This is a genomic window from Hydrogenophaga sp. (assembly GCF_026125825.1).
Taxonomy (GTDB): Bacteria; Pseudomonadota; Gammaproteobacteria; order Burkholderiales; family Burkholderiaceae_C; genus Hydrogenophaga.
In genome coordinates this window covers 19827-35217 of the sequence record NZ_JAHCKK010000012.1, presented here as the reverse complement: position 1 = coordinate 35217, position 15391 = coordinate 19827, and the positions used below count along the sequence as shown (strand labels likewise).

General features: G+C 69.9%; 12 protein-coding genes. 7 read left to right on the top strand and 5 right to left on the bottom strand.

The genetic code is table 11. From position 1 onward, the window contains the following. Positions 1 to 37 precede the first annotated feature (37 nt). Together KIT86_RS06895 and KIT86_RS06890 are read left to right on the top strand one after the other, a co-directional pair. The gene (locus KIT86_RS06895; RefSeq protein WP_297396515.1) at positions 38 to 1021 is read left to right on the top strand and encodes a LysR family transcriptional regulator; all 984 of its coding nucleotides are present in this window, start codon (positions 38 to 40) and stop codon (positions 1019 to 1021) included. Beyond that, complete coding sequence (locus KIT86_RS06890; protein ID WP_297396511.1) at positions 1014 to 4064, top strand: transglycosylase domain-containing protein; 3051 nt, start codon at positions 1014 to 1016, stop codon at positions 4062 to 4064. Before KIT86_RS06895 ends, KIT86_RS06890 begins: the two co-directional genes overlap by 8 nt. Before the next feature lie 28 nt (positions 4065 to 4092). Here the strand turns inward: KIT86_RS06890 and KIT86_RS06885 are convergent, their stop codons facing one another. Together KIT86_RS06885 and KIT86_RS06880 are read right to left on the bottom strand one after the other, a co-directional pair. Beyond that, positions 4093 to 5274: a CaiB/BaiF CoA-transferase family protein gene (locus tag KIT86_RS06885; RefSeq protein ID WP_297396509.1), complete on the bottom strand. Its 1182-nt coding sequence runs from the start codon at positions 5272 to 5274 to the stop codon at positions 4093 to 4095. 13 nt (positions 5275 to 5287) lie between these two features. Next, positions 5288 to 6448: an acyl-CoA dehydrogenase family protein gene (locus tag KIT86_RS06880; RefSeq protein ID WP_297396506.1), complete on the bottom strand. Its 1161-nt coding sequence runs from the start codon at positions 6446 to 6448 to the stop codon at positions 5288 to 5290. Between the two features lie 122 nt (positions 6449 to 6570). Here KIT86_RS06880 and KIT86_RS06875 point away from each other — a divergent pair, with 122 nt between their 5' ends. Continuing rightward, positions 6571 to 7500, top strand: coding sequence for a LysR substrate-binding domain-containing protein (locus KIT86_RS06875; RefSeq protein WP_297396503.1), 930 nt, complete (start codon positions 6571 to 6573; stop codon positions 7498 to 7500). 102 nt (positions 7501 to 7602) lie between these two features. Here KIT86_RS06875 and KIT86_RS06870 read toward each other — a convergent pair whose 3' ends face one another. Then, entirely contained in the window at positions 7603 to 8763 is a 1161-nt protein-coding gene (locus KIT86_RS06870) for an acyl-CoA dehydrogenase family protein (RefSeq protein WP_297396499.1), read from the bottom strand. A 99-nt stretch (positions 8764 to 8862) separates the two neighbouring features. Here KIT86_RS06870 and KIT86_RS06865 point away from each other — a divergent pair, with 99 nt between their 5' ends. Then, positions 8863 to 9786, top strand: a complete 924-nt coding sequence (locus KIT86_RS06865; protein ID WP_297396496.1) for a LysR family transcriptional regulator — start codon at positions 8863 to 8865, stop codon at positions 9784 to 9786. Here KIT86_RS06865 and KIT86_RS06860 read toward each other — a convergent pair. Together KIT86_RS06860 and KIT86_RS06855 are read right to left on the bottom strand one after the other, a co-directional pair. After that, the gene (locus KIT86_RS06860) at positions 9783 to 10796 is read right to left on the bottom strand and encodes a nitronate monooxygenase (RefSeq protein WP_297396493.1); all 1014 of its coding nucleotides are present in this window, start codon (positions 10794 to 10796) and stop codon (positions 9783 to 9785) included. The genes KIT86_RS06865 and KIT86_RS06860 overlap by 4 nt on opposite strands. Continuing rightward, the gene (locus KIT86_RS06855) at positions 10793 to 11596 is read right to left on the bottom strand and encodes an IclR family transcriptional regulator (protein ID WP_297396490.1); all 804 of its coding nucleotides are present in this window, start codon (positions 11594 to 11596) and stop codon (positions 10793 to 10795) included. Before KIT86_RS06855 ends, KIT86_RS06860 begins: the two co-directional genes overlap by 4 nt. A 70-nt stretch (positions 11597 to 11666) precedes the next feature. On the opposite strand from KIT86_RS06855, the gene KIT86_RS06850 reads away from it, so the two are divergent. Genes KIT86_RS06850 through KIT86_RS06840 form a run of 3 tightly spaced genes read left to right on the top strand, consistent with a single transcriptional unit; the run spans position 11667 to position 15339 of the window. Then, complete coding sequence (locus KIT86_RS06850; protein ID WP_297396488.1) at positions 11667 to 12890, top strand: iron-containing alcohol dehydrogenase family protein; 1224 nt, start codon at positions 11667 to 11669, stop codon at positions 12888 to 12890. Beyond that, positions 12887 to 14350: an aldehyde dehydrogenase family protein gene (locus KIT86_RS06845; RefSeq protein WP_297396485.1), complete on the top strand. Its 1464-nt coding sequence runs from the start codon at positions 12887 to 12889 to the stop codon at positions 14348 to 14350. The genes KIT86_RS06850 and KIT86_RS06845 overlap by 4 nt, the downstream gene beginning before the upstream one ends. 23 nt (positions 14351 to 14373) lie before the next feature. Continuing rightward, on the top strand, positions 14374 to 15339 hold the full coding sequence (locus KIT86_RS06840) for a tripartite tricarboxylate transporter substrate binding protein (protein ID WP_297396482.1): 966 nt from the start codon (positions 14374 to 14376) through the stop codon (positions 15337 to 15339). Positions 15340 to 15391 lie beyond the last annotated feature (52 nt).

The window sequence follows — 15391 nt, the reverse complement described above, 5'->3', positions numbered from 1 at the left end:
AAAATGAATTTATCGGATGCATTAATACCAATATCAAATGAATATCAGCTTGCGGCAGTTGCGGGTTTTCAAGGCCGTCGCCTCGCTGGGCAGCTTCACGCGGGCGGGCGCCCTCATCGGCCTGTCTCAACCGGCGGTGAGCCGCTGCGTGACCGAACTCGAACAGCACCTCGGGCTCAAGCTGCTCGACCGCACCACCCGCGAGGTGGTGCTCACCGATGCCGGCCGCAGCCTGGCCGTGCAGCTCGAACGCGTGCTGGAAGACCTCGATGCCGTGCTGCTGGAGTCGCGCGGTCAGGCCACGCAGCGCCATGGCCGGGTTCGCGTGGCCAGCAGCCCGACCTTGTCCGCCAACCTGCTGCCCGAGTGCATCGCCCGCTGCCGAAGCGAGCACCCCGGCCTGGACATGCTGCTGCTCGATCGCATCCAGCACGATGCCCTGGCCAGCGTCCTCGCCGGTGAAGTGGACTTCGGTGTGGTGATCGACACCGGAGCGCGCGACGACCTGCATGCGCAGACCATCCTGTCCGAGCCGTTCTGCCTCGTCTGCCCGCCTTCGCATCGCCTGGCCCGGCGGCGCGGCGTGAAATGGTCGGACCTGGCCGGTGAATCGCTGGTGCTGCTGGACCACGCCTCCGGCAGCCGAGGTCTGATCGACGAGGCCCTGCACCGCCACGGGGTGGAGGCCTCGGTGGCGCAGGAGGTGGGCCATGTCACCACCATCTTCCGCATGCTCGACACCGGCCTGGGCATCTCGGTCGTTCCGATGCTGGCGCTGCCGCCCGCGGGGCTGCAGGGCCTGGTGATGCGCCCCCTGCTGCCCCGCATCGACAGGCACATTGCGCTGGTGCGCCGCGCCCACCGGACCCTGACCCCCACGGCCGAGCTGGCCTGGCAACTGGTGCGCCGGGTGGCCGCCGAGCGCGCCACGCAGCGCAGGAGCAAGATGACACCGGCACGATCCGCACACGCACCGGACGTGCGCAGGGACTTTGGACGCAATGGAACACAGCATGGTTGAAGAACAGATGGAGGCAGCACCGAACCCGGCCCGCGCCGGTGAACGGGCATCGCGCGGCTTTCGCCTGCGTTGGCGGGTCGTTCTGCTGGTCCTGCTGATCCTGGGCGCGGTCGCCGCGCTGCTGCTGCAGCGGGAGATGCAGACCTCGCATTGGCAGGCGCGGGAGCTGCACACGTATGCGGCCACCCTGGACTACCACGTCGCCCCGGGCCCGGCGCAGGCCATCCGCTTCCCCGCCCACGGCCCGTTCGACGAGCGCATGGGCTACACCGCCATTCCCGCCTTCGCCAGCCGCCTGCAGGAGCGCGGCTTCGAAATCGCGGAGCAGGCGCGCCAGGGCGACGCCCTGCGCGCCCACCTGGAGCGCGGCTGGTTCGCCCCCTACGCGGAGAAGACGCACACGGGCCTGACCGTGTTCGACTGCAGCCGGGCACCGCTGCACGCCTTTCGATACCCCTACCGGCGCTTCGATCGCTTTGAAAGCGTGCCGGCGGTGGTGGTGCAGGCCTTGCTGTTCATCGAAAACCGCGACCTGCTCGACGCCGAGCGCCCGCAGATGAACCCGGCGGTGGACTGGGTGCGGTTCACGCGCGCGGTGCTCGCGCAACTGGGCAGCCACATCGACCCCGACATCGACGCACACGGCGGCAGCACCCTGGCCACGCAGATCGAGAAGTACCGCCACTCCCCCGGCGGCATCACCCACGATGCGCGCGAAAAACTGCGGCAGATGGCCTCGGCCTCGGTGCGGGCCTACCTGCAGGGCACCGACACGCTGCCGGTGCGCCGCCAGCTTGTGCTGGACTACCTGAACACGGTGCCGCTGTCGGCCGCGCCGCGCCATGGGGAGGTGCATGGCCTGGGCGACGGCCTGTGGGTGTGGTTCGGCACCGACTTCGATCGCGCCATGGCCTCGCTCTCGGCAGAAGGCGGCGCCACCGGGCCGGATGCCACGGCCCGCGGGCGTGTGCTGCGCCAGGCGGTGGCGCTGATGATCGCCCACCGCCGGCCCTCGTGGTACCTCGCGCAGGGCCGCCAGGAACTCGACCGGGCCACCGACGCCCACCTGCGCCTGCTGACCGAGGCCGGCATCATCGACGCCGCCTGGCGCGACGCCGCCCTGGGGCACAAGCTGGTGTTCCGCGACATGGCCAGAAACCCGCCGCTGCTGCCCGCCACGGCGAGCAAAGGCACGACCGCCGTGCGCACCCGGCTGGCCGGCATGCTGGGCACCTCGCTCTACAGCCTGGACCGGCTCGACGCCGAGGCCAGCACCACGCTCAACGGCCCGCTGCAGGACGCGGTCAGCGCTTACCTGGGGCGACTGACCGACCCGGCCTTTGCCCGCTCACAGGAGTTGATGGGCGAGCGCCTGCTGCAGCCCGACACCCTGGGCGAGGTGCGCTACAGCTTCACCCTGCTGGAAAGCACGCCGCAGGGCAACCTGGTGCGCGTGCAGACCGACACGACGCAGCAGCCGCTGGACATCAACGAAGGCAGCAAGCTCGAGCTGGGCTCCACCGCCAAGCTGCGCGTGCTGGCGACCTACCTGGAGCTGGTGGCCGAGCTGCACGCCCGGCTCGCGCCGCTGGAGCCTGCCGCGCTCAAAGCCACCGAGGTCAGCCCGCAGGACAGCCTGAGCCGCTGGGCCGTGCAATACCTCTCGGGCCCGAACGACCACAGCCTGAGCGCGATGCTCGAAGCGGCGATGGAGCGCCGCTTCTCCGCCAGCCCGAACGAGCCGTTCTTCACCGGCGGCGGCCTGCACACCTTCAACAACTTCAACAAGAAGGACGATGCGCGGCAGCCCAGCCTGCGCGAGGCCATGCAGGCCTCCATCAACCTGCCGTTCGTGCGCCTGCTGCGCGAGATCGTGCGCCACACCATGTACCAGGGCCCGGGCGACACCGCGCGGCTGCTCGAAGACCACCTCGATCCGCGGCGCGACACCTACCTGGCGCTGTTCGCCGACCGCGAAGGCCAGGCTTTCCTGCGCCGCTTCTGGCGCAAGACCGACAACCGCACGCCGACCGAGTTGCGCGACATGCTGCTCGACGGGCTGCGCCCCGGTGCCGACCGGTTGACCGCGGTGTTCCGCTACCTGGAACCCACGGCTTCGCCCGAGGCCCTGGCGGCGTTCCTGTCGGACCGCCTGGGCGACAAGGCGCCCGGGGAGACCCGCGTGGCGCAGTTGTACGAACGCTTTGCACTCGACGCCCTCGACCTGCCCGACCGGGGCTATGTGGCCCGGGTGCACCCGCTCGAACTCTGGCTGGTGGCGTACCGCCGGCAACACCCGATGGCCACGCTGGACGACGCGGTCGCCGCCAGCGCGAGCGAGCGGCAGGCGGTCTACCGGTGGTTGTTTCGCACGCGCGCAAAGGACGCGCAGGACGCCCGCATCCACACCATGCTGGAGGTCGAGGCCTTCCTGGAAATCCACCGCCGCTGGACCCGCCTGGGCTATCCCTTCGGCCATCTGGTGCCGTCGCTGGCCACGGCCCTGGGCAGCTCCGGGGACCGGCCCGCCGCGCTGGCCGAACTGATGGGCATCATCGTCAACGGCGGCGTGCGCCAGCCCACATGGCGCATCACCGACCTGCGATTCGCGCAGGACACGCCATGGGAAACCGCGCTGCGGCCCACACCCGTGCAAGGCGAGCGCGTCATGGCGCCCGAAGTGGCCCAGGCCCTGAAGAAGGCCTTGTCGGAAGTGGTGGAAGCCGGCACCGCGCGCCGGCTCTCGGGCAGCTTCCAGTCGAGCTCGGGAGCGGACCTGTCGCCCGGGGGAAAGACCGGCACCGGCGACAACCGCGTGGTGGTCAACCGCCGCGGCGGCCTGGCGCTGAACCGCACGGCCACCTTCGTCTTCTACCTGGGGCCGCGGCACTTCGGCAGCGTCACCGCCTACGTGATCGGGCCGGACGCGGCCGGCTACCGCTTCACCTCCGGCCTGCCGGTGCAGATCCTGCGCTCCATGGCGCCGGTGCTGATGACCCACCTGGACGGCAGGCCCGGCAGCGGTTGCCCGCGCGAGCCTTGATGAAGTCGGACCGGCGGGGCCGGGGGCGTCAGATCGCGCCCTCGCGGCGCATCGCCTCCATCGCCTCGGCGCTCCACCCCAGCGCCTGAAGGATCGCATCGGTGTGCTCGCCCAGCCCCGGCACACCGTCCATGCGCACACCGTCGGCCTGCGCGCGCCCGGGCGGCAGCAGAGCGGGGATGGGCCCCTGGGGCGTGGACACCTCGGTCCAGCGTCCGCGCGCCTTGAGCTGCGGGTGCGCCCAGACACCGTGCATGTTGTTGACGCGGGCGTTGGCGATCTGCGCCTGCTCCAGCCGTTGCACCACGTCGTCGGCGGTGAGCTCGGCAAAGGTCGCCAGGATGATCGCGCGCAGCGCCTCGCGGTGAGCCACACGGCGGGCGTTGGATGCAAAGCGCTCGTCGCTGGCCAGGTCGGGCTGCAGGAGCACGAGCTTGCAGAAAGCCGCCCACTCGCGTTCGTTCTGCAGGCCCAGCATCACCGCGGTGCCGCCGCGCGCCTCGAAAGGGCCATAGGGTTCAATGGTGGCGTGCGAAGCGCCCGCCCGCGGTGGCGGGGCCGCCCCATCGAAGGCGTAGTACAGCGGGAAGCCCATCCACTCGACCATGCTCTCCAGCATGGACACATCGATCCGGCTGCCCAGGCCCGTCCGGCCCCGCTGCAGCAGGGCCGCGAGGATGTTGCTGTAGGCGTACATGGCGGCGGCGATGTCGGCGATGGAGCACCCGGCCTTGGCCGGCTCATCGGGCGAGCCCGTGACCGAGAGAAAGCCGGACTCGCTCTGGATCAAGAGGTCGTAGGCCTTCTTGTCGCGGTACGGGCCGCCGTCGCCGTAGCCCGAGATGTCGCAGACGATGAGCTTCGGATGCGTCGGGTGCAAGGCGTCGAACGACAGGCCGAGCCGAGCCGCGGCCCCCGGCGCGAGGTTCTGCACCAGCACGTCGGCCTCCTCGAGCAGGCGGGCCAGCACCTTCTGCGCCTCGGGGTGCTTCACATCCAGCGTGAGGCTTTCCTTGGAACGGTTGGCCCACACGAAATGCGAGGCCATGCCGCGCACGCGTGCGTCGTAGGCCCGCGCGAAGTCGCCACTGCCAGGGCGCTCCACCTTGATCACCCGCGCGCCCAGGTCGGCCAGCTGGCGCGTGCAGAAAGGCGCCGCGATCGCGTGCTCCAGCGTCACGACGGTGATGCCCTCCAGCGGTCGGTTCATGCGGGCCTCGCGCTCAGAAGGAACGGGGCAAACCGAGGATGTGCTCGGCCACGTAGGCGTAGATCAGGTTGGTGGAGATCGGCGCCACCTGGTAGAGCCGCGTCTCGCGGAACTTGCGCTCGACGTCGTATTCGTTGGCGAAGCCAAAACCCCCATGCGTCTGCAGGCACACGTTGGCCGCCTCCCAGGAGGCCTTGGCCGCCAGGTACTTGGCCATGTTGGCCTGGGCGCCGCAGTCCTGGCGCGCGTCAAAGCGGCGCGCGGCCTCGAAGCGCATGAGGTTGGCGGCCTCCACCTCGATGAAGGCGTCGGCGATGGGAAACTGAACGCCCTGGTTCTGGCCGATCGGGCGGTCGAACACGATGCGCTCGTTGGCGTACTTGCGCGCGCGCTCGATGAACCAGTAGCCGTCGCCAATGCATTCGGCCGCGATCAGCGTGCGCTCGGCGTTCAGGCCATCGAGGATGTACTTGAAGCCGCGACCCTCCTCGCCGATCAGGTTCTCTTCGGGAATCTCGAGGTTCTCGAAAAACAGTTCGTTGGTCTCGTGGTTGACCAGGTTCGGGATGGGCCGGACCGTGAGGCCTTGGCCGATCGCGTCGCGCAGGTCGACGATGAAGACCGACATGCCTTCGGACTTCTTCTTCACCTCGGCCAGGGGCGTGGTGCGCGCCAGCAGGATCATCAGGTCCGAATGCTGGACACGCGAGATCCACACCTTCTGCCCGTTGATCACGTAGCGGCCGTCCTTCCTCACGGCGGTGGTCTTGATCTTGGTCGTGTCGGTGCCGGTGGTGGGCTCGGTGACCGCCATGGACTGGATGCGCAGCCTGCCCGCGGCGATCTCGGGCAGGTACTTCTGCTTCTGCGCGCTGCTGCCGTGGCGCAGCAGCGTGCCCATGTTGTACATCTGGCCATGCACCGCGCCCGCATTGCCGCCCGAGCGGTTGATCTCCTCCATGATCACCGTCGCCGCCGTCAGCCCCAGCCCGGTGCCGCCGTAGGCCTCGGGAATCATGGCCGCCAGCCAGCCAGCCTGCATCAGCGCATCGACAAATTGCGCCGGGTAGGCCTTTTGCGCGTCAACCTCGCGGAAGTACGCGTCGGGATACTGGCTGCAGAGTTGGCGCACCGCATCGCGGATGTCCTGGTGGTCGTCGATTTCATGGAACATGGATCTCCTTCGGGTTCGCGCGGGCGTGGCAGCCAAGAGGGCATTCTGGGCACTTCCTGGCTATCTGTGAAATACTTCATCCGGCTACTTCCTATATGGATTTCACCTAGCGGGGACCGGTGATGGAGCTGAGGCAATTGCGCTATTTCGTGGGGGTAAGCGAAGCCGGCAGCCTGCTCAAGGCCTCGGGCAGGTTGCATGTCGCGCAGCCTGCGCTCGGCCAGCAGATCGCGGCGCTGGAACACGAGGTGGGCGCGAAACTCTTCGAGCGCTCCAGCAGAGGCATGGCCCTGACCGAAGCCGGCCGGCTGTTTCTCACCCACGCCAAGCTGGTGCTGATGGATGCCGAACGCGCGCGGCTGGCCGTGCGCGAGACGCTGTCCGCGCCGCAGGGCGACGTGGCCATCGGACTGCCGACCACGGTGGCCCTGGCCGCCACCCTGCCTATCCTGCTCGCCTGCCGCGACCGCCTGCCCGGTGTGCGGCTGAAGCTGGTGGAGGCCTACAGCGGCTTTCTTCGCGAGTGGCTGCTGGCGGGTCGGCTCGATATCGCCCTGCTGTATGGCGACGCCGCAGAGCCCGGGCTGAGCAAGCGGGCGCTGCTCGATGACCGCCTGGTGCTGGTGACCCGCAACAGCGGCGCGCGCACACCGCGCAAACTGCCTCTGGAGCGCCTGCCCGACTGGCCGCTGGTGCTGCCGGGCGTCGAGCATGGGCTGCGGCGCATCATCGACGATGCCTGCGCCCCCCAAGGCCTGCGGCTCGACGTGGTGGCCGAGATCGAATCGCTGGGCAGCGTCAAGCGCGCGGTGGAGGCCGGCATCGGCGGCACCATCCTGCCCGCCATGTCGGTGGCCGAAGAAGTCGCCGCGGGGCGATTGCGCACCATCGTCATCGACAGCCCGAGCATGTCGCGGCGCGTGGTGCGCGCCACCAGCGTGATGCGGCCTGCCACCAACGCGGCCGTGGCGGTCCATGCCCTGGTGCACGAGGTCGTTCGCGACATGGCCCGCTCCGGCGCCTGGCCCTCGCGCTGGCTGGGCGGGGACTGAACCCGGCAGCGGCATGGGCCGCCCGCGTGACGCACGGCCTGGCAGGGCGCAACCGCATTCCCACGAGCACGTCGCGCTGAGGCGTTCACGCCGGCGCAGGCCTCAGGCCGCCTTCATCAGGTGCTTGCCGATGACCACCTGCTGGATCTGGGTCGTGCCCTCGTACAGCCGCAGCAGGCGAACGTCGCGGTAGAAGCGCTCCACCTTGCAGTCGTTGATGTAGCCCGATCCACCGTGGATCTGCACGCCACGATCGGCCACGCGGCCCACCATCTCGGTGGTGAACATCTTGGCGCACGAGGCCTGCATGCTCACTTCGGCATCGGGCGCGCCAAAGGGCTTGGCGTCGTAGCGCGCCGCCACCGACTGCACCAGCGCCCAGCCAGCGTGCAGCTCGGCCTGGCTGTCGGCCAGCATGGCCTGCACCAGCTGGAAGTCGCCGATGCGCTGGCCGAACTGCCTGCGCTGTTGCGCGTAGGCGATGCTTTCGCGCAGGATGCGGCTGGCCATGCCACAGGCCAGCGCCGACAGGTGCAGCCGGCCCCGGTCCAGCACCTTCATCGCGGTCTTGAAGCCCTTGCCGGGCTGGCCACCGATGATGTTCGCCGCGGGCACGCGCACCTGGTCCAGGTACACGTCGCAGGTCTTGGTGCCGCGCTGCCCCATCTTCCTGTCGGGCGGGCCCAGCGAGAGCCCCGGCAGCCCCGCCGGGACGATGAACGCGGTGATGCCGCCTGCGCCCGCGCCCTCGGTGCGCGCCATCAGCGTGAAGGCGCCAGCGCGCGGGGCGTTGGTGATGAAGCGCTTGGTGCCGCTCAGAAGGTAGTCGTCGCCGTCGCGCACGCCCTGGGTCTTGAGGGAGGCGGCGTCCGAGCCGGCATCGGGCTCGGTGAGCGCGAAAGACACGATCAGCTCGCCGCTGGCGATGCGGGGCAGGTACTCGGCCTTCTGCGCCGGCGTGCCATCCATCAGGATGCCTTGCGAACCGATCCCGATGTTGGTGCCCACCACCGAGCGGAACGCCAGCGCGGTGTGGCCCAGCTCGTAGGCGACCTCGCATTCCTGCGCCATGCTCAGGCCGATGCCGCCGAACGCCTCGGGGATCGAAAGGCCGAACAGCCCCAGCGCCTTCATGTCGGCCACGATGCCTGCGGGCACCTCGTCGTTCGCTTCCACCTCGTCTTCGGCGGGCATGAGCCGCTCGCGCACGAAGCGGTGCACGCTCTCCTTGAGCAATTGAAAGGTCTCGGGGTCCTGCGCCATCGTCATCTCCTGTGGGGAGCCGGATTGTTGACCTATCAATGCCGCTTGACAATCACAAAAACCATGAACAATACGTCAAGAATTATTTGACGTTCAACCATGGACTCCAACGCGCTCGTGCTCTTTGTGGACATCGTCGAGGCCGGCAACCTCAGCTCGGCCGCCCGGCAGTTGAAGATGAGCCGCGCCAACATCAGCTACCACCTCGCCCAGCTGGAGAAATCGCTGGGCCAGCAACTCATGCGGCGAACCAGCCGGCGCGTGGCGCTGACCGAAGTGGGCGAGCGCCTGTACCGGCACGGCAGGGTGGTGCGCGACGAGTTGATGGCGGCGCGCGAGTCGGTGGCGACCTTCGGGCGATCGCTGCACGGCTCGGTGCGCCTGAGCGTGCCCACCGGCTTCGGGCACCTGGTGATGTCGGGCTGGCTGATCGACTTCAAGCGCCGCTACCCCGACATCGCACTGGAACTGCTGTTCGACAACCGCGTCGACGACCTGCTGCACGAGGAGGTGGACGTGGCGGTGCGGGTGATGTCCGAACCCCCGCAGCAGCTGGTGGCCACGGAACTGGCGCCGGTGCGCTACGTCGTCTGCGCCTCGGTCGAGTACGCGCGGTCGCAGGCCATGCCCCACACGCTCGAAGACCTGGCGCGCGTGCCGTTGATCACCGCCGCCGTGACCGGGCGCGAGCTGCGGGTCTGCGCCTACCGCGGCGAGGAGCGGCACGAGCTGAGCCAGCGCCCCACCCTGGCGTCCGAGAACTTCCAGTTTCTGCGCGAAGCCATCCTGGCCGGCCTGGGCGTGGGCCTGGTGCCCGACTACGTGGTCGACCAGGATGTCGCCGAGGGCCGCGTGGTCACGGCCCTGGACGGCTGGCGGCTGAGCGTGTTTGGCTCGCGCATGTTCCTGCTGCGCATGCCGGGCCGCTTCCAGACCCTGGCCACCAGGACGCTGATCGACTTCATCGTCAACCAGGCCCGCGACTGGCGGGAGGGCCTGCGCGTCGGGTCCGAGCGCGCCTAGGCAAGGAGCGGCAGGCGTTGGAACTGCCGCCCCGCCTGCACGCATTCCCGCTGCAGCCGCTGCACGATGCTGGCCACCGGCTCGATCGCGCGCGCAAAACCCACGGCGGGTCCCATGGAGAGCATGCCTTCCTCGTGCTGGCCCGCGTGGTAGGCCAGGGCCTGCGTGCGCTCGCCGCTGATCAGCTCACCGAAAGCCGCATAGCTGCTGGCGCCCGCCTGCTCCAGCGCGGCGACCTTGCGCGCGTTGTCGTTGTCGATGACGCGCCAGGTATCGCCCAGGCTGCCGAGCACGGCGCGGGTGCCGTGCTCGTCGGTGGCCACCACGCGCTGCTTGTAGGCCGGGTGCGCAGGCGTTTCCACCGCCGATGTGAAGACGCTGCCCATCACCACCGCATCGGCCCCCAGGGCCAGCGCGGCGGCGATCTGCCGGCCGTGGCCGATGCCGCCGCCCAGCGCCAGCGGCACCTGCAGGCGCTCCAGCGCGTAGGCCCCATTGAGAAAGGTGGGCAGCTGGTTGTTGCCCGGGTGGCCGCCCTCTTCCATGCCCACCAGCGTGACCGCGTCCACCCCCATGTTCTGCGCAGCCACCGCATGGCGGACGTGCGCGCATTTGTGGACGACGACCGCGCCGGCGGCCTTGATCTCGGGCAGCAGGGGCGTGGGCGGCAAGCCCGCCGTCTCGAAGATCCGCACGCCCTCTTCGAGCGCCATGCGCAGGCGCGTCAGCATCACGTCGTTCTGCGCCGCACGGCGCGAGAGCGTGAGGTTCACGCCGAACGGCAGGCCCTCGGTCAGCGCCCGGCAGTCCCGCAACTGCTGGCGGAACGCCTCGTCGGTGCGCGAGCTGCGCGCGGTGATGAAGCCCATCCCACCGGCGCGCACCATGGCGGCCACGAGGCGCGCATCCGAGAGCCACATCATGCCGCCCAGCAGCAAGGGCCAGCGGATGCCCAGCAGCTCGGTCAGGCGCGTGGGCAGGCGGTCCGGAATCCCGGCCATCTCGCTCATACGTGCCGCCCCATCAGCAGGATCGGATGCAGCTCCAGCGCCAGCTGGCGCAGCAGCGGCCCCACTTCTTCGAGCATCAGCGCCTGAGGCAGCAGCGTCGCCGGGCCACCGCAGCTGATCACATAGCGCTCCCCTGCGGGCAACTCGATGGCCGACGCCACGGTGTTGATCTGGTGCCGGGGGCGCTCGTGGTACGTGAAGCCGCGCTGCGGGTACAGCGCGATGGCCTGGGCCAGCGCCTGCCGCTCGGCCGGCTCGTGCGCCGCTTCGCCCGCCTCGGCCAGCAGCTGCGCGCGCTCTTCGGCCGTGCACGAGGCCAGGTAGGCCCAGCCGATCGCGCTGTGGAACAGCGGGATGCGCGAGCCCACACGCAGGTTCATCAGCAGCGGCGAATTGCCCTGGCAGCGCAGCAGGTAGACGATGCTGTCGCCGTCCCTGCGCCCCAGGGCCACCGCCACCTGGTACCGGTCGGCCAGCGCCTGCAGCCGCGGCCGGATGACCTCCAGCGCCTCCTGCCCGGCCAGCGCGGCCGCGCCCAGCGCGATCACCGCCGCGCCCAGCTGCAGCTTGTCCTTGCCCGGCACCGGGCTCAGAAAACCCGTCTTCTGCAGCGTGTGGCACAGCCGCCAGACGGTGGGTTGCGCCAGCCCGGTGAGGTGAGCGATCTCTGTGGTGCCGAGCATGCGCCGCTCGGCATCGAAACAGCGCAGCACCTCCAGCCCGCGGGCGAGCGCCGTGACGAATTGGCGGTCGGGCTCGGCCCCTTCCTCAGACCCCGTGGACGTGCCGTTGCTTGACATGGAGATGCCGCCTTTCGTATGATCAATTCACTAAGCGAGTTATCAATTCGCTGTGCAAATTATAAACAGAATGACGGACGAGATCAACCCCCTGCCGCAGACCACCGCCGCGCCCCCTGGCGGAGGCGTCGCCTGGCCTGGCCACAGCCACTGGGGCGCCGATGCGCTGGAGCGCGCCCTGCGCGCCGCCGGGCCGCGCCTTCGCCAGCCCCTGGTCGTCACCGACCCGCTGGTGTGGCGCGCCGTCGGCCCGACCGTGCAAGCCGCGCTCGGCGCCGTGCCCGGGCTGTCCTGGCAGGTGTACGACGGTGTGGTGCCCAACCCCACGCTGGCCCAGGTGCGCGAGGCGCTGCACACCGCACGGCACCTGGGCTGCGGCAGCCTCATCGCCGTGGGCGGCGGCAGCGCGATCGACGTGGCCAAGGTGGTGCTGGCCGGCCTGGCCGGCGGCCTGGAGGTGGAAGAGCTGCAGGCCCCGCGCGGCCTGGCCTGGCTGGCCGCGCCCGCGACGCCCCAGGACGCCCTGCTGCTCGCGGTACCGACCACCTCGGGCACCGGCAGCGAAAGCAGCTCGGCCGCGCTGATCCAGGGCGACGATGGCCGCAAGCACCTGTACCGCTCGCTGCGCACCCGCCCGGCGATCGTGGCCTTGCAGCCCTCGCTGACACTGGGCCTGCCACCGCGCCCCACGGCGCACGGCGGCTTCGACGCGGTGCTGCACGCGCTGGGCAGCTGGGTCAACACCGACCCTTCGCCGGTCGGCAAGGCCCTGGCCCTGCACGCGCTGCGCATCTGCCTGCCTGCGCTGCCCGCCGTGCTGAGCCAGCCCGACAGCCTGCAGGCCCGCGCCGACATGCAGATGGGCGCCTACCTCGCGGGCGTGGCCATCGGCCTGAACAAGGTGGACGCGGTGCACGGCCTGTGCACGCCGCTGGAGGCGCGGATGCACCTCACGCACGCCGAAGTGCTGGCGCCGGTGTTCAGCGTGGTGGCGCGCCACACGGTGCAGACCCACGCCCGCCCCTACGCGGACGCCGCCCGCGCGCTGGGCATGGCGAACACCGGCGACGCGCTGCGCGACGCGCTGGCCTTGATCGAGGCGGTGGAGGCCCTGGCCGGGCTCGGCGGCATCGCCACGCGCTTCGCCGATCTGCGCCTGTCGGCGCACGAGGCCGGCGAACTCGCGACGCAGGCGCTGCAGAGCGCCTCCACGCCCCTGAACCCGCGCCCCCTGGCGCACGAAGACATCCGCTCGCTGTACCTGCAGATGGCCCACCCTGGAGTTTCCCCATGAACGTTGTCGACCACCGGCCCTACGAACTGCTCATCGGCGAGCGCTGGACCGCCGGCGCGCAAGGCCGCACCTTCGACACCCTCAACCCCGCCACGGGTCAGGTGCTGGCGCAGGTGCACGAAGCCACCGCGTCCGACGTGGACGCGGCCGTCAACGCCGCCCACGAGGCCTATCGAAAGCACTGGCGCAAGACCACGCCCGCCGAACGCGGCCGGCTGCTGCGGCGCCTGGCCGAGCTGTTCGAGCGCGACCGCGAAAAGATCGCCTGGCTTGAGACCCTGAACGTGGGCAAGCCCATCGCGCACTCGCTGGACTCGCTCAAGGCCATGCCCGCATCGCTGACGTACTTCGCCGGCATCATCCCGGCCGTGCGGGGCGAGACCATCCCGATGGGCCAGCCCGGCGTGCTCAACTTCACCCTGCGCGAACCCCTGGGCGTGTGCGCGCTGGTGATGCCCTGGAACTACCCGATGACGCTCACCGTCAACAAGCTCGGGCCGGCATTGGCGGCGGGCAACACGGTGGTCCTCAAGCCCTCGGAGGTGACGCCGCTGTCCACCATGGCGCTGGCGCGGCTGTTCGAAGAAGCCGGGTTTCCCGCCGGCGTGGTGAACGTGGTCAACGGCCCGGGCGCCACCGTGGGCCAGCGGCTGGTGACGCACCCGCTGGTCTCGCGGGTCTCGTTCACCGGCGGCACCGTGACCGGGGCTCGCATCCTGGCCGCCACCGCCGACGACGTCAAGCGCGTGACCCTGGAGCTCGGCGGCAAATCGCCCCTCATCGTCTTCGACGACGCGCCCCTGGACCAAGCCGTGGCCGTGGCCGCGGGCGACCTGATCAAGAACTCGGGCCAGGTGTGCATCGCCTGCACGCGCCTGCTGGTGCAGGACGGCATCCGGGACGAATTCCTCGACCGCCTGCAACGGCGGCTCGCCACCGTGCGGGTGGGCTCGCCGACCGACCCGTCCACCGAGATGGGCCCCCTGGTGAGCGCGGCGCAGAAGCAGCGCGTGGAGCAATACATCGAGCTCGCCGGCAGCGAAGGCGCCCTGCCCGCCGCATCCGGGCAGATGGCGCTCGACGCCACCACGGCCGCCGGGTTCTTCGTGCGGCCCACGCTGCTGCTGAATTCGCACAACCGCATGCAGTCCGCGCAGGACGAGATCTTCGGCCCGGTGCAATCGGTCATCGGCTTCAGCGACGAAGCGCAGGCGCTCGACATCGCCAACGACTCGCGCTATGGCCTGGCCGCCGTGCTGTTCACGCGCGACGGCGGGCGCGCGCTGCGCATGGCCCACGGCCTGCAGACCGGCAGCGTCGCGATCAACACCGGCGTGCGCACCTCGTTCGACGCGCCCTTCGGCGGCTACAAGCAATCCGGCATCGGCAAGGAGCGCGGACTGGAAGCGATCTACGAAAACACCCAGCTCAAGAACGTCAAGTACGACATGAGCGTGTAAGCCCTTTCAACCAGGAGACCACCATGAAACTCAGCAAGACCCTCTTCTTCGGCCTCGCGGCGTGCACGCTCGCGGGCAGCGCCCTGGCCGAATGGCCCGACAAGCCCATCCGCATGGTGATCGGCTTCGCACCCGGCGGCGCGTCGGACATCGCCTTCAAGATGGTGCAGGAAGAACTCGCCCGCCGCCTGGGCCAGCCGGTGGTGCCGGACTACAAGCCCGGCGCCAACGGGAACATCGCCAACCAGGCCGTGGCCACCGCAGCGCCCGATGGCTACACCGCGCTGTGGGCCAACGTGGGCCCGCTGGCGGTCAACACCTACCTCTACAAGGGCGTGAAGATCGACCCCGGCAAGGCTTTCGTGCCCGTGACCCAGCTGACCGACTCGCCGCTGGTGGTGGTGGTGCCCAAGAGCTCGCCCTACCGCACCATGCAGGAGCTGCTGCAGGGCATCCGGCAAACGGGTGCCACGATGTCCTATGGCTCGGCCGGCCACGGCAGTTCCATGCACATCGCCGGCGCCTCGCTGGCCCTGGCCCTGAACGCTCCCATGACCCATGTGCCCTACAAGGGCAGCGCACCGGCCATCCAGGACCTGCTGGCCGGGCGCCTGACCTTCATGGTCGACAGCCGCTCCACCACCGCGCCGTTCATCCAGGACGGCTCGCTGCGCGCCCTGGCGGTCAGCGGCGGCAAGCGCGCGGCCGACATGCCCGAGATCCCCACCGTGGAAGAGGCCGGCGTCCCCGGCTTCAACGTGACCACCTGGCAGGCCGTCGTCATGCCCGCGGGCACGCCCAAGCCCATCGTCGACAAGTTCTCCAAGGCGCTGCGCGAGACGCTGGAGACACCCGAGGTGCGCGAGCGCTTCGCACGCATCTACACGCCGCTGGTGGGCAGCACGCCCGAGGTGTTCGCCAAGTTCTGGGAAAAGGAACGCGCCGAAGCCAAGACCCTGGTGGAAACCGCCAAGCTGCAGATCGACTGACGGCACCTGCGCCGCCTTGCGGCGGCGCACCTCCCCTTGTTTTGAATGGAAT